This window comes from Sphaerisporangium perillae (assembly GCF_023276435.1).
GTDB classification, from domain to species: Bacteria; Actinomycetota; Actinomycetes; order Streptosporangiales; family Streptosporangiaceae; genus Sphaerisporangium; species Sphaerisporangium perillae.
In genome coordinates this window covers 1-26,184 of record NZ_JALLPO010000013.1, presented here as the reverse complement: position 1 = coordinate 26,184, position 26,184 = coordinate 1, and the positions used below count along the sequence as shown (strand labels likewise).

Sequence of the window (26,184 nt, the reverse complement as noted above, 5' to 3'; positions counted from 1 at the left end):
CCGCCGCCGCATCGCCGCGACCCCCGGCCGAAATGGACGCCCTCTGACCGCCGCCCGCAGGCCGGGGCTCACAAGTGACCGTCCGGGTTGTGATGACTCTGTACAGCGAACCAAGCGCTTGCTACGCTCCGGCCATGAGGTCCACGATCGTCTGGGGTACCGGCAACGTCGGCCGCGCGGCCATCCGCGCCGTCGAGGCCCATCCGGCACTGAAACTCGCGGCCGTACTCGTCCACGACCCCGACAAGGTCGGCCGGGACGCGGGCGACCTCGGCGGGCTCGGCTACGACCTGGGGGTCGCGGCGACCGGCGACATCGACACGGTGCTGGCCGCCGGTCCGCGCGCCGTGGTGTACGCGGCGTCCGGCGACATCCGCCCCGACGAGGCCCTCGCCGACATCTGCAGGGCGATCCGAGCCGGGGCCGTGGTCGTCACCCCCTCGCTGTACGCGCTCTACGACCAGCGCAACGCGCCGCCCGAGGTGCGGGAACCGGTGCTGGCCGCCATCGCGGAGGGCGGCGGCTCGCTGTTCGTCTCCGGTGTCGACCCTGGCTGGGGCAACGACGTGCTGCCGCTGCTGATCAGCGGGCTCGGCACCACCGTGGACGTGATCCGCTGCCAGGAGATCTTCGACTACTCCACCTACGACCAGCCCGACTCGGTTCGGTACCTGGTCGGCATGGGCCAGCCGATGGACTACGAACCACCGATGATCGCACCGACGGTCCCGACCATGGTGTGGGGCGGGCAGATCCGGCTGATGGCCAGGGCCCTCGGCGTCGAACTCGACGAGATCCGCGAGACCCTGGACCGGCGCCCGCTCGACTCCACGGTGAGCACCCTGAAGATGGGCGAGTTCGAGGCCGGCACGCAAGGTGCGGTGCGGTTCGAGGTGCAGGGCATCGTCGAGGGCGAACCGCGCATCGTCATCGAGCACGTCACCCGCATCCACCCGTCCTGCGCGCCGGACTGGCCGACGCCGCCCGACGGCGACGGGGCGCACCGGGTGATCATCGAGGGCCGCCCGCGCATCGAGGTCACGGTCGAGGCCACCGACGAGGGCGGCAACCGGTCCGCGGGCGGGAACGCCACCGCGGTCGGCCGGCTGGTGAGCGCCATCGACTGGCTCTTGGACGCGGAACCCGGACTCTACGACGCGCTCGACGTTCCCCTGCGCCCCGCCGTCGGCAAGCTCGGAAGGAAACACCCGTGAACATCGACATCCCCGAGGGCAAGGACGCGATCCAGTACGTATGGGGCGAGATGGTGCCCGGCATCGGGATCGCCGCCTCGAAGTTCTCGATGTCGGTGTACGCGCACACGACCCTCGGACTCCGCGAGTTCGAGGCCGCGCGGCTGCGGATCGCCCAGATCAATGGGTGCGCCTTCTGTCTCGACTGGCGGACCGAGCGGGACGGGCAGAAGGTCGAGGAGGAGTTCGCCGACGCGGTGACCAACTGGCGCACCACCGACGCCTTCGACGACCGCACCCGGTTGGCCGCCGAGTACGCCGAGCGGTACGCCGTGGATCACCACGGCCTCGACGACGAGTTCTGGACCCGGATGACCTCGCACTACAGCCAGTTGGAGATCGTGGAGCTGAGCATGTGCATCGGCTCCTGGCTGGCGTTCGGCCGGCTCAACCATGTGCTGGGCCTCGACACCGTGTGCATGCTGCCCAGCGCTTCCTCACCCTCCACCAAGCGAACAGAAGCGCGCTGACCTCGCGCTCCAGGTATGCGACCGCAACACAGATACGTGGTGACTCAACGCGCGAATCGCGTGTAGAACGTGTTCTCATTTCGTAGAGAGTGAGGAACATCGCATGGATGCCAACACCCCGGACGGCACAGGTGGCAAGGGCCTCTCACGCCGTGGATTCATCGCTGGAACCGGTTCTATCTTAGGGGTCATGGCCCTGACAGGCCGCGCCACCGCGGCCCAGGCGGCGGCCGTCCCCGCGGCCGGCCCGATCGCCACCGGGGCCCACGTCCCGGCCCTGGTGATCGGCACCGGATACGGCGGCTCCGTCGCCGCTCTGCGTCTCGCTCAGGCGGGCGTCGACGTGCACATGATCGAGATGGGTATGGCCTGGGACACCCCCGGCTCCGACGGCAAGATCTTCTGCAGCACGCTCAATCCGGACCAGCGGTCGTACTGGCTGCGCACCACGACCAAGCAGCCCCTCAACTATTTCCTCGGCTTCCCGATCGACAAGAGCATCTCCCGCTACACCGGGATCCTGGACGCCGAGGAATTCAGCGGCATCACCGTCTACCAGGGCCGCGGCGTCGGCGGCGGTTCGCTGGTCAACGGCGGCATGGCGGTCACCCCCAAGCGCGAGAACTTCAGCACCGTCCTCCCGTCGGTGAACGCCGATGAGATGTACAACACCTACTACCCGCGTGCCAACGCCGGGCTCGGGGTCGGCACCATCGACCCGGCCTGGTTCGAGTCCACCGCCTGGTACCAGTACGCCCGGGTCGGCCGTAAGCACGCTCAGCGTTCCGGCTTCCCGTTCGTCTTCGTGCCCGACGTGTACGACTGGGACTACATGAAGCAGGAGGCGGCCGGAACCGCCACCAAGTCGGCGCTGGCCGGCGAGATCCTCTACGGCAACAACTACGGCAAGAAATCACTGCAGAAGACCTACATCGCCCAGGCCACGGCCACCGGCAAGGTCACCATCTCGCCGCTGCACAAGGTCACCTCGGTCGCTCCGGCGGCCGGTGGCGGCTACACCGTCGTCATCGAGCAGATCAACACCAATGGCGACACCACGGCCACCAAGACCGTGACCGCGGACAAGGTGTTCTTCGCCGCCGGCAGCGTCGGCACCAGCAAGCTGCTGGTCAAGCTGAAGGCGACCGGGGCGCTGCCCAACCTGAACGGCGAGGTCGGCAAGGGCTGGGGCGACAACGGCAACGTCATGTGCGGCCGCGCCAACCACCTGTGGGACCCGACCGGCGCGCAGCAGGCGACCATTCCCTGCGGCGGCATCGACAACTGGACCGCCGGTGGCGCGTTCGCCGAGGTCGCACCCCTGCCCATCGGATTCGAGACCTTCGCCTCGTTCTATCTGTCGATCACCAACAACCCGAACCGCGCCCAGTTCTCCTGGAACGCCGCGACGGGCAAGGTCGACCTGAACTGGCAGACCGTCTGGAAGCAACCGTCCATCACCATGGCCAAGACGATCTTCGACAAGATCAACACGACGGAGGGGACGATCTACCGGACCGACCTCTTCGGCGTCTACAAGATCTGGAATGACCAGCTCACGTACCACCCGCTCGGCGGCGCGGTGCTGAACAAGGCCACCGACAACTACGGCCGCCTCACCGGCTACCCCGGCCTGTACGTCATCGACGGCTCGCTGATCCCCGGCAACACCAGCGTCAACCCGTTCGTCACCATCACGGCGCTCGCCGAGCGGAACATCGAAAAGATCATCGCCACCGACCTGTGACCATCCCCTGATGTGCCGGCCGGCCACCGATGACGCGTGGCCGGCCTTTCAGGCGTTCGTGAGCAGGTCCGGGGTCAGGTCGGACGGGCGGGCGCCCCCCGCCAGGGCCATCGCGATCTCCAGCTCGGCCAGCAGGCAGCGGATGACGTGCCGGACCCCGGCCTCCCCGGCCAGGGCGAGCCCGTAGGCGTACGGCCGGGCCAAAAGGACGGCCTGGGCGCCCAGGGCCAGCGCCTTGATCACGTCCGCGCCGGTGCGGACGCCGCTGTCGAAGAGGATCGTCGTCCGGTCTCCGACGGCGCTCGCGATGGCGGGAAGCGCGTCGAGGGACCCGATCGCGCCGTCGACCTGGCGGCCGCCGTGGTTGGACACGACGACGCCGTCCATGCCCGCGTCCACGGCCCGGCGCGCGTCGTCGGGATGCTGGATGCCCTTGAGCACGATGGGCCCGTTCCAGTGCTCCCGCAGGAAGCCCAGGTCGTCCCAGGTCAGAGAGGCGTCGCCGAAGTTCGTCGCCCACTGCAGGATCGCGGCGTCCCGGTTGGCGTCGTCGACCGGGCCGCCGAGCGCCTTCTGGAAGGCGGGGTCGGTGAAGTAGTTGGCGACTCCGACGGCGCGCAGGAACGGCAGATAGGCCTGGTCGAGATCGCGTGGCCGCCAGCCGAGGGTGTGGGTGTCCAGCGTGACGACCAGCGTCGTGTAGCCGGCCGCGTCGGCGCGCCGCAGGAGGCTCGCCGTGACCTCCCGGTCTCTGGACCAGTAGAGCTGGAACCAGCGGTGTCCGCCCGCGTTCGCCTCCGCGACCTGCTCGATGGAGTGGGAGGCGGCGGTGCTGAGGACCATCGGGACTCCCTGCGCCGCGGCGGCGCGTGCCACGGCCAGTTCCCCCTCGGGGTGGACGATCGTCAGGACGCCGATCGGGCCGAGCAGCACCGGAGCCGGCACCGTCCGCCCGAACAGCTCCACCGAGAGATCGCGTACGGCCACGTCACGGAGCATGCGAGGGATGATGCGCCGGCGGTCGAAGGCTTCGCGGTTGGCTCGGGCGGTCGACTCCGTTCCGGCGGACCCGAAGACGTAGCCGAACGCCTGCGGGCTGGTCCTCTCCCGGGCGAGATCTTCGAGCGCGGTGAGGTTGGTGGGCAACTCCGGCAGCACGTCGCCGAGCCCGTTCAGATAGATCTCGTTCTGGAAATCGGCGAGCGAACTCATGATCACTCCTCGGCAGGGCCACACCATCGACTGGATACCAGACGATTATTCCAGCCAAGCCCTGGGGCAGGGATGACCACTCCATCCTCCCGCCTGCTCCCGGCGTCGTCCGATCGCCGATCCCCAGACCATGTGCCACCCGCTTGAGGCCCCCGGGACGCGCTCGACCACGCCCAGATGCGACGACGCTCTGCGGCGCCTGACCATGCCGGTGCTGGTGAGGCTCGGCGGACGCGACGGTCTGCTCGACTCCTACGACACCCGCCGGCGGCTACAGCGGACGGTGCCGCACGCGACAGTCGACCTCCGGCCCGACGCCGGCCACGTGCGCCAAGGCCAGACGCTGCCGATCCTGGAATTCCTGCTGACCCCGGAAGGGACCGAGTCCCATGCCTGACAGCCTCCGGCACCCCCACGGGACGTCCGTCCTGGTGTGCGGGCAGGACGGCGCGAAGCTGTCCGGCGGTGAGTCTGGCTTAGGGGCGCCGGCCCGCGCCGGTCGCCAGTTCGCGGATCCGTCCCGGGCCGCCGGCCTGGGGAGCGAGCGGCGGCGTCTCCATTCCGGCGCCGGTACGCATGCCCTCCAGCAGTTCCTCGACTGCATCCAGCGCGGTGTGGCGGGGCCGCCAGCCGAGCACGGTCCGGGCGCGCTTGGTGTCCATCATCGGAATCTGCAGCATCATCTCCACCAGGCCGGGAGAGGCCGGGATCAGGTGCAGGTGCCACGCCGCGGCGACGGCGGTCCTGGCGAGCCACGGCGACCAGGGCACGAGCCGGGCATCGAGCAGCCCGGCCAGCATCGCGGCGTCCAGCGGGGGGTCGGCGGCGAGGTTGAACGCGCCGAAGACCGAGCGGGTGACGGCCAGGCGGTAGGCCTCCCCCGCGTCGGCGGAGTGCATGCCCTGGAAGCGCAGGCCGGCCACGTCGGGCACGAACGGGACCAGGCCGCGGCGGACGAGCCGGTGCGGCAGCAGGGGTCCGGCGAACAGGCGGCGCTGCTCGGCGGCCGACTCCCGCTTGAAGATGAAGCCCGGGCGCATCCGCACGACCCGGATGCTCGGATGGTCGCGCTCGAAGGTGTCGAGCACCCGTTCCAGGTAGGCCTTCTCCCGGGAGTAGGCGGCGCGCGGCCACCCGTCGGTCGGCCAGCTCTCGTCCACCGGACGGTCCTTCGGCCCCGGCGAGTATGCCCCTACCGAGGAGGCGTGCACCAGGATCTGCACGCCCGCCTCCGCCACGGCCCGGATGACCCGCATGCCGCCCAGGACGTTCGCCCGCCAGGTCGCCACCGGGTCGTGGGTCGGCTGGAACAGCCAGGCGAGGTTGATCACGGCGTCGGCGCCGGAGAACAGGCTTCTGAGGTCGCTCGTGGTGACGTCGGCCGACCGCCACTCGGTCCTGCCGGGCCGCCGGGCGGGCAGCCGCCGGGCCACTCCGGTGATCGAGGTGACGTCGGGGTCGGACTCCAGCGCGGAGATCACGCTCGTCCCGACGTTGCCGGTCGCGCCCACCACGATGACTCTCATATGACGCTGCTGCCCCGCGCCCACGTGGCGAAACGCGGGCATAGATGACCATATGCCCGCTTTGGTGCACCCCTTGCCCCGATCTCTCACCCGGCATGGGGCCCCAGCGGACGGCTGAAAGGAGCGGGGTTCTGCACGAACTCGTGAACAACTTGGCGCCGTCCAGGTCCTGCTCGTCCCGTAGGCGGTGCCGCGGGGGATCGACGCGGCCGGGGGCCGCCGGTGGGACGCCTATGCGAACGCGTAGCACTCCACCTCGGCGCGCCGGCGTGTCACCCCGGCCCTGACCGCCCGCGTGACGCACCGGCGTTCATTCCTGCTCAGCATGAGCTTCCCGCAGACGACGATGCCGGAATACGCGCGGCAGTCGAGCCGTGGATTGTTCCTCCTGCCGATGCGGTAATGCGTTTTCACCGCCGCCCGGCATTTCTTCCGCAGGGCCGGCGTGTTCGAATACCGGCACTGGCGGATCATTATCTTGTACTGCGCCCTGCCCACCGTCGTCTTTCGCGAGGCCTCCGCCGCGCCGCCCGTGACGACGAATCCCGCCGCGGTCACCATGAGCAGCACGGCCATGGCGAATATTCGCTGTATTCGCTTCATCATGCTTCCCCCCGCGCCAACGATAACGCGCGGCCCGCCGCCGCTTCCTCGCCGGGCTGAGCGGGGACGCGGAAGGCGCGTCAGGGACGGGGGAACGCCGAGGGGCATCGGGTGCCGGGGGCGTCAGACGCGTGAGAGGGCCGCGAGGATCGTGTCGGCGATGAGCCGGTGGCCGGTCGCGTCGGGGTGGTCGCCGTCGGCGGCCAGCAGGTCGGTGTCGTCCCTCGTCCCGTCGTGGCCGTTGAACGGCGTGTAGAGGTCGACGTAGCGCACGCCGGCGTCGGCGGCCGACGCGGCGAGGGTCGCGTTGACCGCCCGGGTGAGCGCGTCACTGGTGGCGACGTACTCCTGTCCCCGGGAACGCCCGGGGGCGCCGTCCACGAACACGTTCCAGTAGCCGGTGACGACGATCCGGCCGCCGGCCCGCGTGTTCAGGGCGTGCACCTGGCGCAGGACGGAGGCCATGCCGGTGCGAAGCCGCGCGAGTTCGTCCTGGTAGCAGGCCAGGCCCGCGCTCGGGGCACAGGCCTCGTCGGCGATGGGGTCGCTGTCGAAGTCGTTGGCGCCGACGGTGATGACGATCAGATCGGCCTCCGACACGGCCGAGCGGGTCTCGTCCTCCGCCAGCAGGTCGAGCAGGCCCTGTGTCGTCAGCCCGGCCACGGCGAGGTTCCTGCTCTGGACCGGCGTGCCCTGCTCGGCCTCCAGCGCCTCGCCGATGAGCGAGACGTAGGGACGGCAGTCGCACGCGGACCCCGCCGGCACCGAGTCGCCCAGGCCGACCACCGTGCCGACCTTGGCGGTGGCCCGCGCGAGCCCCTTCACGGCAGGGGGCGCGGCGGCCGGCGGCGGGCCGGATGCGGCCGACACGGAGACGTGGCCGCCTTCCCGCGCGCCCGTGCCCAGCACTCCGGCGGCGGAGGCGGCCTCCAGCGCGCCGCCGAGGACGGCGGGCACGGCGAGCAGCATGATGCCCGCCCGCATGCGCAAGCGGCGTGCGGCTCCGGCCGCCCGCCGGGCACGACGCGGGCGGAGGCCGCCGCCGACGCGTGGAGTGGGCATGGGCCCATGGTGCGCCGCCATGCTGGACGCGGGGTGAGCGCTGCCTGAGGACACGCTGAGAGAAGCTACTCCTCCTGCGGCCCGCGCTCAGGCCCGGCGGGAATCCTCGACGTGGTTTTTACCGGCGCTCCCGGATTCCCCGAGGAGTTCGGCGATGATCGCGGCGTGGCTGTGCTCGAAGTCCCTGGTGGCGGTGAGCAGCGTCATCGGACCGTCCTCGGCCAGTTCCCCGAGCCGGTCGAGGGCGGAACGGCGGACCGGATCCGCCAGCTCGGCACGGTAGCGGTGCCGGAAGTCCTCGAACTTGGCCGGGTCGTGGCCGTACCAGATGCGCAGCTCGCCGGACGGGGCCACGTCCTTGACCCATTCATCGACGTTCGCCTCCTCTTTGGACAGGCCACGTGGCCAAAGGCGGTCTACGAGCACCCGCTTGCCGTCGTCGGGGGAAGGATCGTCGTAGACGCGGCGCAGCCGTACGGTCATCTGCCGCCCTCCCATCACCCGGGCACTGGAAATATGCCGCAATAAGGGAGATATGCCCGGTTCAGCGGCCCTCACCCTGACTGCCGGCACGCAGCCGCCGTCGCGGCGACGAACCGGCCCCGCCGGGCGCCGATCCCCTGAGCACGACCCTGGGGTCCCGCGTGCCGAGGTCGAGGTACATGCGGACCTGGTCGAAACGCTCGAGGCCGACCTCGACGACGTTGGGCAACCGGCCCCACACCCGGAACCCGAGCTCCTCGTACAGCTCGATCGCCCCGTGGTTGTTGCCGCGGGCGCTGAGGGTCAGCGTCTCCATTCCCGCGGCGCGGGCGCCGGCGATCAGGGCCTCCACGACCCGGCGGCCGAGGCCGAGACCGCGTGCCGACGGGTGCGCCATGACCTTGCCGATCTCGGCCGAGTGCGCGAAGACCTGCGCGGACGCGCGCTTCCAGAGCCCCATGGCCTGCGCCACGCCGTCCACCCGCGCGACGACCAGGGCCGCGCGGCCGTGCCGGACGTCGGCCAGGACGCCGTCCAGGAAGGGGTCGGTCTCGTCCCTGCCGGGCGGACGCAGGAAGCCGACGGCTCCGCCGAGCTCCACGACCGCGTGCACCACGCGGTGGACCTCCTCGCGCAGGACGTCGTCGGCCATGGACGGCCAGGTCAGATCGATCCGGGGAGACATGACTTCGAATTATGCACGCTCGCCGCCCCCCGGCCTCCAGCACCCCGTCCCGCACCATCCCGGCCCCGCGAGGGGAACATGACGTGGATCACAGCGGCCGATGTCACGCCACCGGACCGGGTTGCGGAGGGCCGGGGGGCTCAGCCCCGGCGGGAGGCGAGGGCGAGGTCGAGCCGGTCGCCGTAGGCCGCGAGCAGCAGGCGGGCCTCGTCGGCGTCCAGGCGGCGCTCGACCATGATCACGGCGGTCTTCACCTCGTGACCGGCGTCCTCCAGGGCGCGGCGGGCCACGGAGAGGTCGGCGCCGGTGATGTCCCCCACGATGCGCGCGGCCCGGTTGACCAGCTTGGTGTTGCTCGCCGACACCTCGATCATGTAGTTCCCGAAGGTCCGGCCACACTTGATCATGGAGATCGTCGAGATCATGTTGAGGACGAGCTTCTGCGCCGTACCGGCCTTCAGCCGCGTCGAGCCGGCCACCACCTCAGGCCCGACGATCACCTCGATCGCGTGGTCGGCGGCCTCCGAGAGCGGCACGCCGGTGTTACAGGAGAGCCCCGCCGTGAGCGCGCCGAGGCGGCGGGCCTCCGCCACCGCGGCGACCACGAACGGCGCCCGCCCGCTGGCCGAGATGCCCACCACGGAGTCACGGGGGCCGGCACCCTGCTCGCGGATGGCGGCGGCGCCCGCCTCCGCGTCGTCCTCCGCCCCCTCGACCGACCGGGTCAGCGCGTCCACTCCGCCGGCGATGATGCCGCGCACCCTCTCGGGGTCGGTGCCGAAGGTCGGCGGGCATTCGGAGGCGTCGAGCACCGCCAGCCGCCCGGAGGTGCCGGCGCCGACGTACAGCAGCCGCCCGCCGTCCCGCATCCGGGCGGCGATGTCGTCGATGGCGGCCGAGATCGCCGGTACGGCTCGCGCGACCGCGGCCGGCACCATGGCGTCGGCCGCGTTCATGAGCCGCGCGATCTCGTCGGTCGGCAGCCGGTCGATCTGGCGGTACCGCGGATCGTTCTGCTCCGTCGTGGCCAGAGTGGCGGCTGGTCGCATCATGACTCCTCATCTTCCGGGGGGATTTCCGGGGATCGTCCAGTGGTCTGCCGGGGGCCGCGCCCGGCGTCCGGTGGGTCCGCGGCCGAGGTCAGCCGAGGAAGCGGCGGTAGAGCCAGAAGACCCGCTCCACGCGCGCGCCGACGGCCCTGGCGTAGAAGTGGACCGGCCCTACCCAGGCGATCTGGGTGCTGCGCTGCCCGGCCGCCGCCTGCTCCTCCAGGCAGCGCCGCAGCAGGACCCTGCCGACGCCGAGCCCGCGCGCGGCCTCGGCGGTGCCCATCGGGCCGAACCACAGCGGCCGGGTACCCCAGGCCGCGAAGCCGAGGATCTCGCCCTCGCGGGTCGCGTAGTGGCAGCCGCTCGCCTGCTCGACCTCCCAGGCCCAGGCGTCGTTCCAGTGCTCCCTGACGAACGCGGCCACCTCGGCGCGCTCGCCCGGCGCCGCGTAGTGCAGGGCGACCCCGGCGGCGGCCAGGCGGGCCCGCTCGCCGTCGTCGCCGCCCGCCGCGCCGCCCGGGGCGTACGCCGTGAGGTCGGCGGTCATGTTCCAGGCGGTCCGGTACCTCTCGTAGCCGAGGCTCTCGGCCAGGCAGGCCGCCGGGGTGTAGCGCACGTCGATGCCCGGCCACGCGTAGCAGGGCGGGTTGCCCGCCAGGCGCACCTCGCGCACGCCCCGCTCGGCCAGCCAGTCCTCGGCCGCCCTGAGCAGGTCCCTGCCGACGCCCCGGCCCTGGGCGGAGGGGCGTACGGCGATCAGGTCCACGTGGCCCACGCCCCCGGTGGACGACAGCGAGGCGAACACGACCCCGTCGAGGCAGGGCGCGACCAGGGCCGTCCACTCGCGCCCCTCGGGCGGGTGCGCGAGCCTGGACACGATCAGCGCCGCCTCGGGCGCGTCGAAGGTGAGGGCGTCGCGCGCGAGCTCCTCGATGACGGGCAGCTCGGTGGGGAGCGCGGCGCGGATGCCGCCGCTCATGCGACCGCCTCCACGGGGATCACGTCGCGCCGCTGCGGGTGGAAGCACGCGTACTGGTGCGCGGGGTCCGTGCCCGCGGTGAGGATCGGCAGCTCGGCCTCGCAACGCTTGGTACGGAAAGGGCATCGGCGGGCGAACAGGCATCCGCCGTCCGCCTGGCGCTCGTCGAGCGCCTCGGTCGGCACGACGCGCTCCGGCCCGGGGCGCTCCAGCCCGTGCAGGACGGGGATCGCCGACAGCAGCGACTGGGTGTAGGGGTGCACGGGGGCGGAGATGACGGTCTCGGTCAGCCCCCGCTCCACGACCTGCCCCCGGTAGAGCACGTACAGCTCCCCCTCGCCGCCGATGTACCTGGCGGTGGCGATGTCGTGGGTGATGAACAGCACGCTCACCCCGAGCCGCTCACGCAGGTCCTTGAGCAGGGCGAGGATGCTCAGCCGCATCGACACGTCGATCATCGACACCGACTCGTCGGCCACCAGCATGTCGGGGTCCACGGTGAGCGCGCGGGCGATGACCACGCGCTGGCGCATGCCGCCCGAGAGCTGGTGGGGGTAGCGGCCGAGGACGTACCCGGGGTCGATGCCCACCAGGGAGAGCAGTTCCTCGGCGCGCTCGTCGATCCACGACGCCGGGCGGCCGGTCTTGGACGCCCGCAGCGACAGCGGGGCCCGCAGGGTCTGGTGGATCGTGCGCGTCGGGTTGAGCGCCGAGTACGGGTCCTGGTGGATGAGCTGGATCCTGCGGAAGTACGGCCGGCGCCGCCTGGGGCTGAGAGGCGTCATCGGCGTGCCGTCGATGACGATCTCGCCGGAGTCGTAGGTCTCCAGCCCCGCGATGATCCGCCCGAGCGTGGTCTTGCCGCATCCGGACTCGCCGATGAAGGAGACCGCTCCGCCCTTGGGGACGGTGAAGTCGACCCCGCGGAGCGCCTGGACGTTCCGGCCGCCGAGGACGTCGCCGCGCTGCTTGTAGGTCTTGGTGACGCCGGTTCCGATGATCATGGGTGCTCCTCCCGCTGTGCCGTGTGCCGGGACCGCTCCACCGCGTGACAGGCGACGGTCCTGCCGTCCTCGATGACCGGCGGCGGCTCCACCGTCGCGCAGATGTCCATGCGGAGCGGGCAGCGCTCCTGGAACACGCAGCCGCTCGCGGGCAGCGTGCCGAGCGTGGGCGGGCGTCCGGGTAGCGCCCGGGCCTGCTCGATGTCGCCCGACAGGCGCGGAATCGCCCTGATCAGCCCCTGGGTGTAGGGGTGACTGGGCGCGCCGAGCACTTCCATGGTGGGGCCGTGCTCGACCACCCGCCCGCCGTACATGACGGCGAGGCGGTCGGTGACCTCGGCGGCGACGCCGATGTCGTGGGTGACCATGAGCGTGGTCAGCCCGCGCTCTTTGTGCACCTCGCGGATGATCCGCAGGATCGTGGCCTGGGTGATCATGTCGAGTGCCGTGGTGGGCTCGTCGAGGATGACGAGCTGGGCGTTGAGCACGAGCGCGAGCATGATCCCGACGCGCTGGCGCATGCCCCCGGACAGCTCGTGCTGGTGGGAGTCCAGCACGCGGGCGCCGTCCAGGCCCATCCGCTCCAGCAGGCTCTTGGCGTCGCGTACGAGCGCGCGCCGGTCCTCCACGCCGTGGGAGCGGCCGAGGTCGAGGAGTTGCTTGCCGACCGTCTTGAGCGGGTTGAGGGAGTTCTGCGCGGCCTGGAAGACGTACCCGAGGTGCCGGCCGCGCGCCTGGCGCAGCCGGTCGCCGTGCAGGTCGACGACGTTGCCGAGCCCGTCGATCTCCACGCTGCCGCCCGCGATGCGGCCGGGCGGCTGGACGGCGTTCAGCAGGGAGAGCGCCAGCGTGGACTTGCCGGAGCCGGACTCCCCCACGATGCCGGTGATCGTGCCGGGGTCGATCGTGAGGCTGACGCCGCCGAGGGCGGGCAGTTCTCCGAGCGGGGTCTTGTACACGACGGTGAGGTCGCGGACGCGGACGCCGGGCGCCGTCGTGGCCCCCGGTCCGGCGATCAGGCCGGACGCGGAGTGGGAATCGGGACGGGGGGTCTCCCCGGCCCTGTGGGAGATGGTGATCACCGGTTACTCCTCACGCAGCCGTGGGTTGAAGATCTCGTCCATCGCGTCGACGATGAGCACGATGCCGAGCGTGAGCAGCAGGATGGCGAGCAGCGGCGCCAGCAGGTACGGCAGCGCCGCGGCGCTGGTCAGCGCCCCGCCGCCGAAGACCGCGAGGTTCAGCATCACGCCCCAGTTGTTGGAGTCGAACGGCAGTACGCCGAGGAAGAACAGGCCCACCTGGGCGTAGATCGCGCCGGTGACCGCGATGAGCATGTTCATCGCGATGTAGGGCGCCATGCTGGGCAGCAGTTCGCGCCCGATGATGTGCGTGGTGGACAGCCCGAGCCCCCGGGCCGCCTCAATGAAGCCTCGCTCGCGCAGGGACAGCGTCTGGGACCGCACGGCCCGCGCGATGCCGCCCCAGCCGAGCAGGCCGAGGACCAGGCCCATCTCCAGCGGGCCCTGGAACTTCCACACGGTCGACAGCACCAGCAGCAGCGGCAGGCCGGGGATGGTCAGCTGCAGGTCGGTGATCCGCATGAGAACGGTGTCCCAGCGCCCTCGGTGGAAGCCGGCGAGCAGGCCCAGCACCGTGCCGAGCGCGACCGTGATGACGGCGGTGACCAGGCCGGTGAGGATGACGTAGCGCGCGCCGGTGACCACCAGCGCGAGCACGTCGGTGCCCTCGAAGTCCGTGCCGAAGGGATGCGCCAGGCTCGGCGCGGCGTAGAGCGCGTTGTCGTCGCGCGGCAGGTGCGCCGGGTAGAGCATGGGCCCGACCAGGGCCATGGCCGCGAACAGGGCGACGATGGCGACGCCGAGGATGCGGCTGGGCTTGCGGCGCAGCACGCGCCCGACGCCCCGCCAGAAGTTGCGCCGCAGGCTCGCGCGCCTGCTCCCCTGACCGCCGCCGCCTGGGAGGATGGCCGTCACCGTCATGCCGTGCCTCCAGTGCGCACTCGCGGGTCGATCACCGCGTACAGCAGGTCCGCCGCGATGTTGGCGATGATGATCGCCACCGTGGTCACCAGGAAGGTGCCCCCCATGAGCGCGTAGTCGCGGGCGCCGATGCTGTTGACGAGCAGCAGCCCGAGTCCCGGGTAGTTGAAGATCCGCTCGATGAAGATGGCGCCGCCGAACAGCATGCCGAGCGAGAGCGCGAGGATCGTGAAGAGCGGCAGGATCGCGTTGCGCGCGATGTAGCGGAACAGGACGCCCCGCGAGAGCCCCCGCAGCTCGGCGGCCAGGATGAAGTCGTCGCCGAGCACGGTCGCCACGCTCGACTTCATCGCCAGCACCCAGCCGCCGTAGCTGGCCAGCGCGTAGGTGAGCACGGGCAGCGTCGCGTGCTGGATGAGCGAGGCGAGGTATCCGGCGTTGAAGCCGGGGACGAACTCGACGTCGACCGGCCCGCCGGCGGGGAGGATCGGCCACAGCGTCGTGAAGATCGCCAGGACGAGGAGCCCGATGACGTACTGGGGCACGCCGTGCAGCAGCGAGCCCGAGATCGACAGCAGGTCGCCGAGCTTGCCCGACCGCTTGATGCCCGCGTAGACGCCGAGCGTCACGCCGAGCACGAAGCTCAGCAGCGTGCCTCCGAGCACCGGTAGCACGGTCCACTTGGCGGCCGAGCCGAGCAGCGTGACCACCTCGGTGCCCGGGGTGCTGAGCGACTGCCCGAGGTCGAGGTGGAGCAGCGCCTTCATGTAACCGGTGTACTGCTCCCACAGGCTGCCGGTGGGCAGGAACCCGTAGAGCGCGGCCGTGGCGCGCTGCGCCTCGTCCGGGGACATGCCCTTCTCGATCAGCGTCTCGTACTGGCCGAGGACCGGGTTGCCGGGGATGTTGCGGATGATCACGAAGCTGATGGTGGTGACCACCCAGATCATGACGAGGCCGCGGACGACGTGGCCCGCGAGCCGTCGTACCACAGGGTTCACCCGGGGAGCACCCCGGACAGCGATGAGCGTCATAGGCTACTTTTTCCTGATCATGCCGAGTTGCATCCACACGCCCGCGGGGAGCCGCAGGGACTCGTCGCCGGCCGGCGGCCAGCCGTTGTAGCGGGTCGTGTTGACGAACTGGGTGTTGACGTAGTCGTAGATCTGGACGACCGGCAGCTGCTGGTTCGTCAGCCTGGCGAGCGTGCCGACGATGCGCTTCTGCTCGGCCGGGGAGGCGAGGTTCAGCCGGTTGGTGAGCTCACCGGGGTTCAGCCCGCCGATCGTCTCGGGGCCGCCCATCCAGTTGCCGTCCTTGCCCGGCGGAGAGTGCCTGAGCTGCCCGGCCAGGAGCGACCAGCCGTTGGCCGACCCGTACAGGCGCTGGTAGATGTTGTACGGCGAGGGCCCGAGCGCCATCAGCCAGAAGCCGATGTCGATCTTCCCGGCCGCGAGCTCGTCCAGGTACAGGACGTAGTCCGCGGAGGTGATCACGCTCGCCTCGATGCCGTGGTCGTTGAGCTGGCTCGTGATCGACTTGGCGGCGGCGACCCAGTCGGAGAAGGACGCGGGCACGTTGATCCGTACCTTCCAGGGCTTGCCGTCCGGCATCGCCCACACGCCGTCCTTCTTGACCATGCCCGCGGCCCGCAGCTCCTGCTCGGCCTTGGCCGGATCGACCTTGTAGGGGTCCAGGGCGGCGAGCCCGTCGCCCAGCCAGGCCTTCGCCGAGCTGCCGTGGATGCCGGTGGTGGTGACCGCGGGCGTCCCCGCCTCGGGCGAGGCGATCTTCGTGACCTGGTTCCTGTCGATCAGGTAGGCGAGCGCCCGGCGCACGTGGACGTTGTCGTACGGCTTGCGTGCCTGGTTGAACGCCATGGACACCGCCACCGGGGAGTAACCCTTGCGGATCTCGTTGCCCGGGGCCTCCTTGATCTTCGCCATGACCGCGGCGGGCACGGCCGTGAACGGCGCGCTGTCCAGCTTGCCGGAGACCAGGTAGTTCCAGATCTGCTCGTTGCCGGTGTAGTTCAGCACCTTCACCTTGTCGGGCACGATCCTGGCCGCGTCGTAGAAGTGCGGGTTCTTCTTCAGCAGCGCCGCGCCGGGGTTGATCCGCTCCAGGACGAACGGGCCCGCCGAGACGTCCTCGCGGGGCGCGAAGGTGATGACCTTCTGCGCCAGCCCGGTGATCGCGGCCTTGGCCTTGTCGGCGGCCGGTCCGGTGCCCCTGGCGGCCTCCAGCGTGGTCCAGAAGCCCGCGGGCAGCAGCGAGCCGTAGACGTGGGCGGGGACGACGACCGTGGACAGGACGTTGCGCAGGAACACGTTGCTGTGGTTCGCCCCTTGGGTGACCTTGATGGTCTTGTCGTCCAGGATCTGGATGTCGGCCGCCGCGCCGGCCGCGCCCGCGTTGACGGTGTACGCGCTGCCGCCCTGCGTGTAGGCGAGGCCGATGGAGGTGCGGATGTCCTCGCTGGTGACCGGTCTGCCGTCCGACCAGCGGGCGTTCGGCTGCAGATGCACGACGACCTCGCCCTGGTCGGGCGTGGTGGTCCAGCTGCGGGCGATGCCCGGGTAGAACTGGTTGGGGTCGGTCAGGTTGTTCTTCGGCCAGGCCAGCGCCATGGCGTCGTAGCCGACGAAGGTGCTGCCCTGAGGGTTGAAGGGATTGATCGGCGCGGTGGCGTCGATCTGCTTCGAACCGTCGATCGTGGTGTAGATCCCGCCTGTACCGGCAGTATCGGCCGTCTCCGTGGTGCCGCAGGCAGTGGCTGTGGCGATCGCCGCCAGGGCCGCGATCGCTGCGAGTCGCTTCATGAAGTGCTCTCCAGGTCCCCGATTGCCAGGACCATACGGGCGCCAAGGCGAGGTGGTCAATATTTTCCTCCATGCAGACTAGCATGGAGTTTCTTTTTACTTACCCCGTCTAGCTGCGGAAACGCCCCGTAGACCCTGTGCCGACGGCCTTCCGGGCATGCGAAAGGGCCGCCATCCGAACGATCCGGATGGCGGCCCTCGACACGGCGCCGAAGCCGTCGGGCTCCCCGCGCGGGCGGCGGCGAAGACCGCCCGCGCGCGGGAGGCGGGCTCAGGCGCCCAGCAGCTTGCGGACGCGATCGGCGCCCACCGCGAGCAGCAGCGTCGGCAGGCGCGGACCGGTGTCCCGCCCGACCAGCAGCGTGTACAGCAGGGCGAAGAACTCGCGCTGGGCGACCTTCAGCTCGGGAGTCGGCTTGGCGTCCGGCGCCAGCCCCGCCCGCACCTTGGGCACGCCGTACACCAGCGAGGTCAGCCCGTCGAGCGACCAGTGCTCGTCCAGGCCCTCGAGCAGCAGCCGCAGCGACTCACGCCCGTCCTCGCCGAGGGAGGCCAGCAGCGCCGTGTCGGGCTCCTCACGCACGCGCGTGCGCTGCTCGGCCGGCACCTGCGTGGTGATCCACCGCTCCGCGCGGTCGAGCCGCGGCCGGGTCTCGTCCAGGGACGTGATGGGGTGCTCGGCGTCGAGATCGCGCAGGATTCGCAGCGTCTGCTCGCTGTCGCCCGTGGTGATGTCGACGATCGAGGCGAGCGTGCGGTAGGGCAGCGGCCTCGGCGTGACCGGCAGCGGGCCCGAGGCCGTGCCGATCGCCCGGGTGTACGCGGCCACGTCCGCGGGCAGCGCCGTGCCATCGTCGATCTTGCGCTCCAGGGCGTCCCACTCGTCGTAGAGCCGCTGGATCTCCTGGTCGAAGGCGACCTTGAACGACTGGTTCGGCTTGCGCCGGGCGTACAGCCAGCGCAGCAGCGGCGCCTCCATGATCTCCAGAGCGTCGGCCGGGGTCGGCACGGCCCCCTTGGAGCTGCTCATCTTGGCCATGCCGCTGATGCCGACGAAGGCGTACATCGGCCCGATCGGCTGGTCGGCGCCGAAGACCTCCTTGATGATCTGCCCGCCGACGACGAACGAGGACCCCGGCGAGCTGTGGTCGACGCCGGAGGGCTCGAAGACGACGTCTTCGTACGCCCAGCGCATCGGCCAGTCGACCTTCCACACGAGCTTGCCCCGGTTGTGCTCCGACAGCCGCACGGTCTCGGAATGGCCGCAGACGCAGGTGTAGGACAGCTCGGTGGTGTCGTCGTCGTAGGCGGTGACCGTGGTCATGTCGCGCTCGCAGACCGAGCAGTACGGCTTGTACGGGAAGTAGCCCGCCGCGGCCATGCCGTCGTCCTCGGAGGCGGCGCCCGAGCCCTCGGCGGCGGCCTCGGCCGCGGCCGCGTCGGCCTCGTCGAGCTTCTGCTGGGGCTTCTTGGCCGCGGCCGGCTTGGCCTTCGTGCGGTAGCGGTCGAGGATCGCGTCGATGCGCCCGCGCTCGCGCATGGCGAGCAGGATCTGCTCGCGGTAGGCGCCCGAGGTGTACATAGCGGTCTGGCTGATGCCGTGGAACTCGATGCCCAGCTCGGCCAGCGCCGCCTTCATCGGCGCCTTGAAGTGCTCGGCCCAGTTGGGGTGCTCGCTGCCGGGCGGCGCGGGGACGGAGGTCAGCGGCTTGCCGATGTGCTCCGACCAGGACGAGTCGACCCCCGCCGGGACCTTGCGGAACCGGTCGTAGTCGTCCCAGGAGATGATGTGGACCACCTCGTGGCCACGGCGCCGGATCTCGTCGGCGACCAGGTGGGGCGTCATGACCTCGCGCAGGTTGCCGAGGTGGACGGGGCCCGAGGGGCTGAGGCCCGAGGCGCAGACGATCGGTTTGCCGGAGGCGCGGCGCTCCGCCTCGGCAATGACCTCGTCCGCGAATCGTGAGACCCAGTCGGCCTCAGCGCTCATAGCCACGATCGGCACTTCCTTCCTCGAAAGCCTGACGCCTCCATTGTCCCGGACCGATGCGGCAACCCGCGCCAGCCTCTCCGAGTACGCCGGATAAGGGCTGTTATGTCGGTCGGCACTGGCAAGATCATGTGCTGGGAGACGCGATGTCGAAGGGATCCCACCATGAGCGGTGCGACGGCGGCCGATTATGCCTGGTTCGACGAGGAATACGGAGAGAGTTTTGTCATCACAGGCTTCTGCCTGACCTTCGTCAAAGACGTCGTCCCCGAGGAGGCGTTACGCCGGATCGGCGTCACTCCCGATCCGGCGGCCGGCCTCGACGACATCTCGGGCCACCCCATCGCCGCGTACGCCGCCTTCGGCGGCACCGTCCTGCTCGAACCGAACGGCTTCGCCGGAACCATGACCGAGGTGGTCCGGCGGCTCTCGGCGGGCACCGCCATGGCCTCCGTGTTCCTCAACGTCAACGCCCACCAGCAGTTCCTCTTCGCCGCCGACGGGCGGCTCGTCACCGGCTTCGAGCCCGACGGCCCCGACGTGCGCTGGGGCGCCGACCCCGACCGCCTCCTGCCGTACATGTCGGATCTCGGCATGCCGACCGAAGAGGAAGAGGTCGACGCCGCCCTCGACGACGACGAAGGCGACGACCCCATCCTGACCACGATGGCCCTCGCCGAGCGCGCGACCGGGGTCCGGCTGACCCGCGACCACCTCGCCCGGCCCGCGCTCATCGGCTCCTCCGGACACCTTTACTGACGCCACCGGCACCGGCCGCGCCGGTCACCTGCCGGGCGGCCCATCGACGGCGCCGGCCCGTCACGGCGTGTCGGCCGCCTCGCCCACCGCGATGTCGGCGAACGCGGCGTCCATGCACGGGCCGAGCGCGTGGCCGGAGGCGGTGAGCAGGTCGGCGATCAGGAGCGAGGCGTGCCGGACGACGTCCTTGGCCTCGATCGGGAACGCCTCCGGATCCAGCTGGTGCACGCCGAGGGCCCCGGCCACCAGCATGACCAGGACGTCCACGTCGACGGTGGGGTACCAGCCCGCGGCCGACCGCGCGCAGCGCCCGACCAGCGCCCGCACGTCGTCGGCGGTGAGCCCGCCGGGGTGCATGTCCTCCAGCAGCACTCTGGTCACGGTGCCGAGTACGAGGCCGGCCTGCGCCGCGTCCAGCGCGGCGAGCGGCCCGGCGGCCCGTTCGAACTCCTCCGGGTCGCGGGCCTGCGCGGCGGCCACGGCGCCGGCCGCCGCCTCGGCGATGGCCCGCGCGGGCTTGGGCAGGTGAACCCAGGACACGCTCATCGGCTCCTTCGGCGACGGGGATTTCCAGACCAGCCATTATGCGCCGTGCGCGGCCCGGCCGAACGGGCCCATAGGGCAGAGGGCTCCGGCGCCGGTTGGTAGTGTTCATTGCGGCGGGCAGGCGGCCCTGCGCGAGCGCACGCCGAGACGGGAGGCCACATGACGTCGCGATCGGCCCAGCAGTCCTCTCAGCTCGATCAGTCCCCTTCCCGGGGCACCCGTGTCCGGGGCACCCGGCAGGCGGAGGCGCTGGTGGCGGTGCTCGGCACGCTGTCGGGGTTCCACAGCGCGCAGGAGATCCACGCCGAGCTGCGCCGCCGGGGCGAGCGCGTCGGCCTGACCACCGTCTACCGCCACCTGCAGGTGCTCAGCGAGGACGAGGCGGTCGACGCCATCCGCGACGAGAACGGCGAGACGCTCTACCGCCGCTGCGTGACCGGCTCCCATCACCACCACGTGACCTGCCGCTCGTGCGGGCGCAGCGTCGAGGTCGAGGGCAAGGACGTCGAGCGGTGGGCCGAGCGGGTCGCCGCCGAGGCGGGCTTCGTCGACGTCGACCACACCGTGGAGATCTTCGGCGTGTGCCCGCCCTGCGCCTCCGCCCGGACCTGACCCCGAAGCAGGACGCCCGATCTGTCGCCTTTGAGGGGAAAACCCCCGATATGCCACAAGGACCGGTGCACCGGATGTGCCATGGAGAGGGCTCGCCGATTGTCGGACCCCCGGCCTACGCTGCTGGAGACCAGACAACGGAGGTGGCCATGGGCTTCGATCTCGACAATCCGGTCGTCCGGCTGTGCGGCGAGGGCATGCGAGCCGAGTCAGAGGGCAGGCCCGAGGTCGCGCGCCGGCTCTTCGACCAGGCATGGGCCGAGCGGGCCGACGACTTCGACGCCTGCGTGGCCGCCCACTACGTCGCCCGCCAGCAGGACTCCCCCGAGGAGACCCTCCTGTGGAACGCCGTCTCCCTGCACCACGCGAACGCCACGGGCGACGAGCGGGTCATCGACTTCTATCCCTCGCTCTACCTCAACATGGGCGCCTCCCACGAGCTGCTCGGCGATCCGGACGAGGCCGCGCGCTACTTCCGCCTCGCGGCCGAGCACGCCGGTGACCTGCCCGCCGGCCCCTACGGCGACATGCTCCGGCGCGGCATCGCCGACGGCCTCGACCGCGTGAGCCACTGAGCCACTGACCACCTGCGCCTCATCGGGCGCGGGCGGCGGCGCCGTCACCTCAGGGCGTCACAGGCTGACCCGTACGTGGTAGCGCTCCAGCCAGGAGTTGAACTGCAGGAGCCCTTCCATCGCGGCGCGCACGTCGTGGCGGCTGACCGTGCCCTGGGGCTGGTCGATCATGGCGCGGATCTTGACCATGTCGAGCAGCGGCTCCGCGAGCACGTGCCCGCTGTCGAGCAGCCGGGCGACCTCGTCGCGCAGTGCCTTCTCGTAGGCCGGGTCCTGCGTCGAGGGGTAGGGGCTCTTCCTGCGCTCCAGGACGGACTGCGGCAGCAGGTCGGCCACGGCGGCCCGCAGCAGGCTCTTCTCCCGCCCGTCGTAGGTCTTCATCGACCACGGCGCGTTGAAGACGTACTCCACGAGCCGGTGGTCGCAGAAGGGCACGCGGACCTCCAGGCCGACGCCCATGCTCATGCGGTCCTTGCGGTCGAGCAGCATCTGAACGAAGCGGGTGAGGTGGAGGTAGCTGATCTCGCGCATGCGCGCCTCCAGGCCGCTCTCGCCGGGCAGGCGCGGCACCTCGGCCAGGGCCTCGTGGTAGCGCTTGTCGCGGTATCCGGGGATGTCCAGCCGGCGCAGCACCTCCTCGTTCAGGACCTCGTCCAGCGCGACCAGCCGTGTCCCCGCGGCGAGCCAGGGGAAGGTGCCGGCGTTGACCGTCGCGGGGTCGTGGAACCACCGGTAGCCGCCGAAGACCTCGTCGGCCGACTCGCCGGACAGCGCGACGGTCGAGTGCGCCCGGATCGCCCGGAACAGCAGGTAGAGCGAGGTGTCCATGTCGCCGACGCCGGTCGGCAGGTCGCGGGCCCGCAGCACCGCCGCCCGGACGCCGGGGTCCATGAGGTCGCCGGAGTCCAGGACGATGTCGGTGTGCTCGACGCCGTGGTGTTCCAGGTGCAGTACGAGATCGCGGACGTAGGGGGCGTCGGGGGTGTCGCGCATCGCGTCCGGGCTGAAGTTCTCGGTGTAGCCGGCGAAGTCGACGGAGAACGAGCGGAGCTTGCCCTGGCCGTGCTCGCGCAGGGCCTCGGCGGCGAGCGCGGTGACCGCGCTGGAGTCCAGCCCGCCGGACAGCAGCGAGCACAGCGGCACGTCGGAGATCAGTTGCCGTTCGATGATGTCGTCCAGCAGCCCGCGGACGGTGCGGATGGTGGTGGGCAGGTCGTCGGGGTGCTCGCGGGACTCCAGCCACCAGTACCGCCGCTTGGTGAGGCCGTCCCGGTTCACCTTGACGACTCCGCCGGGACGTACCTCGCGCATGCCCCGGAAGATCGCGTATTCGGGGGTCTTGACGAACACCAGCAGCTCTCTCATGCCATCGGCCTCGACCACGGGTTCCCCGGCGAGGGAGTTGGCGAGGATCGCCTTGGGCTCGGAGCCGAACAGGACGCCGGCGGGGGTCGGGTAGTAGTACAGCGGCTTGATGCCGAGCCGGTCGCGCACGAGGAGGAGCTCCTCGCTGCGGGCGTCCCAGATACCGAAGGCGTACATGCCGTTCAGGTGGTCGCCGAGGTGCTCGCCCCATTCGAGGTAGGCCCGCAGCACGACCTCGGTGTCGCTGCGGGTGCGGAACCGGTGGCCGCGCGCCGCCAGCTCGGTGCGCAGTTCCTGGAAGTTGTACACCTCCCCGCTGTAGGTGAGGGCGGCGAGCACCTGACCGTCCTCCTCCACGACCATCGGCTGGCGGCCGCCCGCGATGTCGATGATCGCCAGCCGCCGGTGTCCCAGCGCGCCGTGCGGGGAGATCCACGTGCCCTCGTCGTCGGGTCCGCGGCAGCTCATGGTCTCGGTCATGTTGCCGAGCGTGTCGCGTGACTCCCGTAGGTCACTGCCGAAGTCCACCCACCCACAGATTCCGCACATCTCGACGACCCCACGTCTCGTCGGAGCAGGATGTTGTTCCACCTGGTCAAACGGCTATCCGGTGGCTTGTATGCCCGATCTCGCACCCCAGGGGCTAACATAGTTAGCCATGACGATCGCGAAACACGCCGAGGCGCCGGGCGCCGTCACAGGGCCCTCCCAAGGCGGCGACCTGCCGCGGCCGAGCCCGCTCAGCCCTCGCGCCGCGCAGATCGTGGCCGCCGCCCGCGAGCTGCTGGAGGAGGAGGGCCCCGGCGCCCTCACCATGCGGGCGCTGGCCGAGCGGATCGGCATCCGGGCGCCCTCGCTGTACAAGCACTTTGCCGACAAGGCCGCCGTCGAGGCGGCGCTCATCGAGCAGGGGCTCGCCGAGGTCGGGACGGTGCTGTACGCGGCGCTCGACGCGCCAGAGCCGGTCGTCTCGGTGCTCGAGGCCTACCGCCGCGCCGCGCTGGCCGCCCCGAACATGTACCGGCTGACCACCTCCGGGCCGCTCCCCCGGCACCGCCTCGCCGCAGGGCTGGAGGAGTGGGCGGGGACGCCGTTCTTCCTGGCCGCGGGCGATCCCCATCTCGCCCAGGCGCTCTGGTCGTTCGCGCACGGCATGGTGATCCTCGAGCTGGACGGGCGCTACCCGGAGGGCTCCGACCTCGGCCGCACCTGGAGCGAGGGCGCCCGCGCCTTCACCGCTCGCAAGGCTCACTGACGATGGCGGGGTGGCGGGGGTCGTCCACCCTGACCACCAGGTCCGCGGTGTCCCGCGGCGCGGCCTCCTCCTCGTACCGGGCGTAGGCGGGCAGGGTCCAGCGCAGGTCCTCGGCGGTACGGCGTGCCAGCGCGCCGGGCGACAGCCACAGGTGCACCGTGAGCTCGAACGGCAGCCAGCGGCCGAGCAGCAATGCCCCGTCCAGGAGCAGCACCGCGCCGGGCGGCATGGTCACGTACGGCGCGCGGGTGGCCCGGTCCGCGACGGCGTCCCAGAGCGTGGGCAGGACCTTTCCCGATCCGCCCGGATCGAGGGGGTTCAGCACCTCGCGGGACAGCCCGCCGTAGTCCACCCAGCCGTCGTAGAAGGCGTCGGGGTCGGTGCGGCCGTACTCGAAGCGGAGCGACGCCGGGCGCAGGAAGCCGTCCGCCGAGACGCGGAGGACCTCACGGCCTCGCAGGCGCAGCGGGTCGACGAGCAGGTCGGCCAGCTCGCCGGGCCGCGCCGCCGGGGCGCCGTCGACCGCGACGCGCACCCAGTCGGACTTCGGCGTGCCGGCGATGCGGTCGGCGAGTTCCTCGACCAGAGCGGAGGGCGAAATGGGGCGTACGTCCACTCCCCCATCCTCACCGATCTCGCGTGCGGGCAGATCCTGACGCCCCTTGCGCGAAAATTTCATGGCGTTTCATCCGGCCCGCGGCGGCCGGCGATCGTGATCAGGGACCCCACCTGCGGCGGGACCACGGACGCTGGAGAAGGGCCGCCCGGGGCACCGGTGACCGTTTCCCAGCCGCAGCACCGGCGACCTAGAGTTCTTGACGCGTAGGCGCTTTCGCATCGCTGGTCGGCAGTCGACGGCTGTTCCCCCCACGGCGACGACCGGTTACTTCACCAGGTCCTCGGTGACTCCTTGACGTCCTTCGCGTCCGTGACGTGCTCGAGCGTGCCGGACGCGCTGCCGCGACGGGCGTTCTCGGAAGCGCCGTGGGCCCACGTCGTAACCCCTCGAAAGGTGTTCCATGAGAAAGCGACGAAAGTTCTCCATCGCCGGTGCCGCCGCCGCGATCGCGACCCTGCTGATGGTCACGCTGCTGCCCGGCGAGGCCTCGGCCCACGGCGCGATGATGATCCCCGGCAGCCGCACCTACCTGTGCTGGAAGGACGGCCTCACCGCCAACGGCGCGATCGTGCCCAACAACCCCGCCTGCGCGGCCGCCATCGCGCAGAGCGGCAACAACTCCATGTACAACTGGTTCGCCGTGCTGCGCTCCGACGGCGGAGGCCGTACCAGCGGCTTCATCCCGGACGGGAAGCTGTGCAGCGGCGGCGCGGTCGTATACGACTTCAGCGGCTTCGACCTGGCCCGCAACGACTGGCCGGTGACCCACCTGACCTCCGGGGCCAACATCCAGTTCCGGTACAACAAGTGGGCCGCGCACCCGGGCGCGTTCCGCACCTACATCACCAAGGACAGCTGGAGCCCGACACGCCCGCTGGCCTGGAGCGACCTCGAGAGCACGCCCTTCTACACCGCGCAGGACCCGCCGAGCGTCGGCTCGCCCGGTAACGCCGACTCCTACTACTACTGGAACGCGACGCTCCCCTCCGGCAAGAGCGGCCGGCACATCATCTACTCGGTGTGGCAGCGGTCCGACAGCCAGGAGACCTTCTACAACTGCTCCGACGTCGTCTTCGACGGCGGCAACGGCAACGTCACCGGCATCGGCCCGGGCAACGGCGGCGGTCCGACCCCCACGCCCACGCCCACCGTGACCCCGACTCCGACCCCGACCCCGACGGGCGGCGCCGGCGGGTGCGCGGCCACCTTCAAGGCCACCGGCACCTGGGACAACGGCTACCAGGGCGAGGTGACGGTGAAGAACTCCGGCTCCAGCGCGATCAGCGGCTGGACGGTCAAGTGGACGCTGCCGAGCGGCTCGTCCATCAGCAACCTCTGGAACGGCACCTACACCTTGAGCGGCTCCGCCATCACGGTGAAGAACGCCGCCTACAACGGCAGTCTCGCGGGTAACGCCTCCACGACCTTCGGGTACGTGGCGACGGGTAGTGCCGGCACCCCGGCGCTCACCTGCACCAGCCCGTAACAGGACGCCGCACAGGCGATCAAGGGTCTCGAGCGACTGCCAGGGCGGCGTCGCGCACCGGTCGGAAGGCCGGTGCGCG

At 71.0% G+C, this 26,184-nt stretch carries 26 protein-coding genes; 9 read left to right on the top strand and 17 right to left on the bottom strand.

Annotated features, from left to right (window positions below):
* The first annotated feature begins 134 nt into the window (after window positions 1-134).
* The 3 genes from MYF83_RS14555 (at window position 135) to MYF83_RS14545 (ending at window position 3,470) form a co-directional block, all read left to right on the top strand.
* A complete protein-coding gene (locus MYF83_RS14555; RefSeq protein ID WP_248960841.1) occupies window positions 135-1,214 on the top strand; it encodes an NAD(P)H-dependent amine dehydrogenase family protein in 1,080 nt (359 codons plus the stop codon).
* The gene (locus MYF83_RS14550) at window positions 1,211-1,723 is read left to right on the top strand and encodes a carboxymuconolactone decarboxylase family protein (protein ID WP_248960840.1); all 513 of its coding nucleotides are present in this window, start codon (window positions 1,211-1,213) and stop codon (window positions 1,721-1,723) included. The genes MYF83_RS14555 and MYF83_RS14550 overlap by 4 nt, the downstream gene beginning before the upstream one ends.
* Before the next feature lie 190 nt (window positions 1,724-1,913).
* Window positions 1,914-3,470: a GMC oxidoreductase gene (locus tag MYF83_RS14545; RefSeq protein WP_248960839.1), complete on the top strand. Its 1,557-nt coding sequence runs from the start codon at window positions 1,914-1,916 to the stop codon at window positions 3,468-3,470.
* A 48-nt stretch (window positions 3,471-3,518) separates the two neighbouring features.
* On the opposite strand, the gene MYF83_RS14540 is transcribed toward MYF83_RS14545, so the two are convergent.
* Entirely contained in the window at window positions 3,519-4,682 is a 1,164-nt protein-coding gene (locus MYF83_RS14540; protein WP_248960838.1) for a lactate 2-monooxygenase, read from the bottom strand.
* Window positions 4,683-4,887: 205 nt separating this feature from the next.
* On the opposite strand from MYF83_RS14540, the gene MYF83_RS14535 reads away from it, so the two are divergent.
* Window positions 4,888-5,079, top strand: a complete 192-nt coding sequence (locus MYF83_RS14535) for a hypothetical protein (protein ID WP_248960837.1) — start codon at window positions 4,888-4,890, stop codon at window positions 5,077-5,079.
* Window positions 5,080-5,158: 79 nt separating this feature from the next.
* Here MYF83_RS14535 and MYF83_RS14530 read toward each other — a convergent pair whose 3' ends face one another.
* The 13 genes from MYF83_RS14530 to lysS form a co-directional block, all read right to left on the bottom strand.
* Window positions 5,159-6,208: an NAD-dependent epimerase/dehydratase family protein gene (locus MYF83_RS14530; RefSeq protein WP_248960836.1), complete on the bottom strand. Its 1,050-nt coding sequence runs from the start codon at window positions 6,206-6,208 to the stop codon at window positions 5,159-5,161.
* Window positions 6,209-6,439: 231 nt separating this feature from the next.
* Complete coding sequence (locus MYF83_RS14525; RefSeq protein WP_248960835.1) at window positions 6,440-6,784, bottom strand: hypothetical protein; 345 nt, start codon at window positions 6,782-6,784, stop codon at window positions 6,440-6,442.
* Between the two features lie 150 nt (window positions 6,785-6,934).
* Window positions 6,935-7,873, bottom strand: a complete 939-nt coding sequence (locus MYF83_RS14520) for an SGNH/GDSL hydrolase family protein (RefSeq protein ID WP_248960834.1) — start codon at window positions 7,871-7,873, stop codon at window positions 6,935-6,937.
* 87 nt (window positions 7,874-7,960) lie between these two features.
* Complete coding sequence (locus MYF83_RS14515; RefSeq protein WP_248960833.1) at window positions 7,961-8,356, bottom strand: DUF488 domain-containing protein; 396 nt, start codon at window positions 8,354-8,356, stop codon at window positions 7,961-7,963.
* Window positions 8,357-8,417: 61 nt separating this feature from the next.
* Window positions 8,418-9,041, bottom strand: coding sequence for a GNAT family N-acetyltransferase (locus MYF83_RS14510; RefSeq protein WP_248960832.1), 624 nt, complete (start codon window positions 9,039-9,041; stop codon window positions 8,418-8,420).
* A 140-nt stretch (window positions 9,042-9,181) separates the two neighbouring features.
* Complete coding sequence (murQ, locus tag MYF83_RS14505) at window positions 9,182-10,093, bottom strand: N-acetylmuramic acid 6-phosphate etherase (RefSeq protein WP_248960831.1); 912 nt, start codon at window positions 10,091-10,093, stop codon at window positions 9,182-9,184.
* An 88-nt stretch (window positions 10,094-10,181) separates the two neighbouring features.
* On the bottom strand, window positions 10,182-11,069 hold the full coding sequence (locus MYF83_RS14500) for a GNAT family N-acetyltransferase (RefSeq protein ID WP_248960830.1): 888 nt from the start codon (window positions 11,067-11,069) through the stop codon (window positions 10,182-10,184).
* On the bottom strand, window positions 11,066-12,073 hold the full coding sequence (locus MYF83_RS14495; protein ID WP_248960829.1) for an ABC transporter ATP-binding protein: 1,008 nt from the start codon (window positions 12,071-12,073) through the stop codon (window positions 11,066-11,068). Before MYF83_RS14495 ends, MYF83_RS14500 begins: the two co-directional genes overlap by 4 nt.
* Window positions 12,070-13,155: an ABC transporter ATP-binding protein gene (locus MYF83_RS14490; RefSeq protein ID WP_248960828.1), complete on the bottom strand. Its 1,086-nt coding sequence runs from the start codon at window positions 13,153-13,155 to the stop codon at window positions 12,070-12,072. The genes MYF83_RS14495 and MYF83_RS14490 overlap by 4 nt, the downstream gene beginning before the upstream one ends.
* A 3-nt stretch (window positions 13,156-13,158) precedes the next feature.
* Window positions 13,159-14,076 (bottom strand): ABC transporter permease, encoded by a 918-nt coding sequence (locus tag MYF83_RS14485; RefSeq protein WP_248960827.1) that lies wholly within the window; start codon window positions 14,074-14,076, stop codon window positions 13,159-13,161.
* Entirely contained in the window at window positions 14,073-15,110 is a 1,038-nt protein-coding gene (locus MYF83_RS14480) for an ABC transporter permease (RefSeq protein ID WP_248960826.1), read from the bottom strand. The genes MYF83_RS14485 and MYF83_RS14480 overlap by 4 nt, the downstream gene beginning before the upstream one ends.
* Window positions 15,111-15,113: 3 nt before the next feature.
* A complete protein-coding gene (locus MYF83_RS14475; RefSeq protein ID WP_248960825.1) occupies window positions 15,114-16,898 on the bottom strand; it encodes an ABC transporter substrate-binding protein in 1,785 nt (594 codons plus the stop codon).
* Window positions 16,899-17,169: 271 nt separating this feature from the next.
* Window positions 17,170-18,888 carry a lysine--tRNA ligase gene (gene lysS / locus MYF83_RS14470; protein WP_248961002.1) on the bottom strand — a complete coding sequence of 573 codons (1,719 nt, stop codon included), beginning with the start codon at window positions 18,886-18,888 and terminating at the stop codon, window positions 17,170-17,172.
* A gap of 165 nt (window positions 18,889-19,053) precedes the next feature.
* On the opposite strand from lysS, the gene MYF83_RS14465 reads away from it, so the two are divergent.
* Window positions 19,054-19,647 carry a DUF6461 domain-containing protein gene (locus tag MYF83_RS14465; RefSeq protein ID WP_248960824.1) on the top strand — a complete coding sequence of 198 codons (594 nt, stop codon included), beginning with the start codon at window positions 19,054-19,056 and terminating at the stop codon, window positions 19,645-19,647.
* A 60-nt stretch (window positions 19,648-19,707) separates the two neighbouring features.
* On the opposite strand, the gene MYF83_RS14460 is transcribed toward MYF83_RS14465, so the two are convergent.
* A complete protein-coding gene (locus MYF83_RS14460; RefSeq protein ID WP_248960823.1) occupies window positions 19,708-20,187 on the bottom strand; it encodes a hypothetical protein in 480 nt (159 codons plus the stop codon).
* Window positions 20,188-20,352: 165 nt separating this feature from the next.
* Here MYF83_RS14460 and MYF83_RS14455 point away from each other — a divergent pair, with 165 nt between their 5' ends.
* On the top strand, window positions 20,353-20,805 hold the full coding sequence (locus MYF83_RS14455) for a Fur family transcriptional regulator (protein WP_248960822.1): 453 nt from the start codon (window positions 20,353-20,355) through the stop codon (window positions 20,803-20,805).
* Window positions 20,806-20,954: 149 nt separating this feature from the next.
* Window positions 20,955-21,380 carry a hypothetical protein gene (locus tag MYF83_RS14450; RefSeq protein WP_248960821.1) on the top strand — a complete coding sequence of 142 codons (426 nt, stop codon included), beginning with the start codon at window positions 20,955-20,957 and terminating at the stop codon, window positions 21,378-21,380.
* A gap of 57 nt (window positions 21,381-21,437) precedes the next feature.
* Here MYF83_RS14450 and asnB read toward each other — a convergent pair whose 3' ends face one another.
* Window positions 21,438-23,294, bottom strand: a complete 1,857-nt coding sequence (asnB, locus tag MYF83_RS14445) for an asparagine synthase (glutamine-hydrolyzing) (protein ID WP_248960820.1) — start codon at window positions 23,292-23,294, stop codon at window positions 21,438-21,440.
* Window positions 23,295-23,403: 109 nt separating this feature from the next.
* Here asnB and MYF83_RS14440 point away from each other — a divergent pair, with 109 nt between their 5' ends.
* Complete coding sequence (locus MYF83_RS14440; protein ID WP_248960819.1) at window positions 23,404-24,000, top strand: TetR/AcrR family transcriptional regulator; 597 nt, start codon at window positions 23,404-23,406, stop codon at window positions 23,998-24,000.
* On the opposite strand, the gene MYF83_RS14435 is transcribed toward MYF83_RS14440, so the two are convergent.
* Window positions 23,978-24,616, bottom strand: coding sequence for a nucleoside/nucleotide kinase family protein (locus MYF83_RS14435; RefSeq protein ID WP_248960818.1), 639 nt, complete (start codon window positions 24,614-24,616; stop codon window positions 23,978-23,980). The genes MYF83_RS14440 and MYF83_RS14435 overlap by 23 nt on opposite strands.
* 403 nt (window positions 24,617-25,019) lie before the next feature.
* Between MYF83_RS14435 and MYF83_RS14430 the strand changes: the two genes are divergently transcribed.
* The gene (locus MYF83_RS14430) at window positions 25,020-26,105 is read left to right on the top strand and encodes a lytic polysaccharide monooxygenase (RefSeq protein WP_248960817.1); all 1,086 of its coding nucleotides are present in this window, start codon (window positions 25,020-25,022) and stop codon (window positions 26,103-26,105) included.
* The last annotated feature ends 79 nt before the right edge of the window (window positions 26,106-26,184 follow it).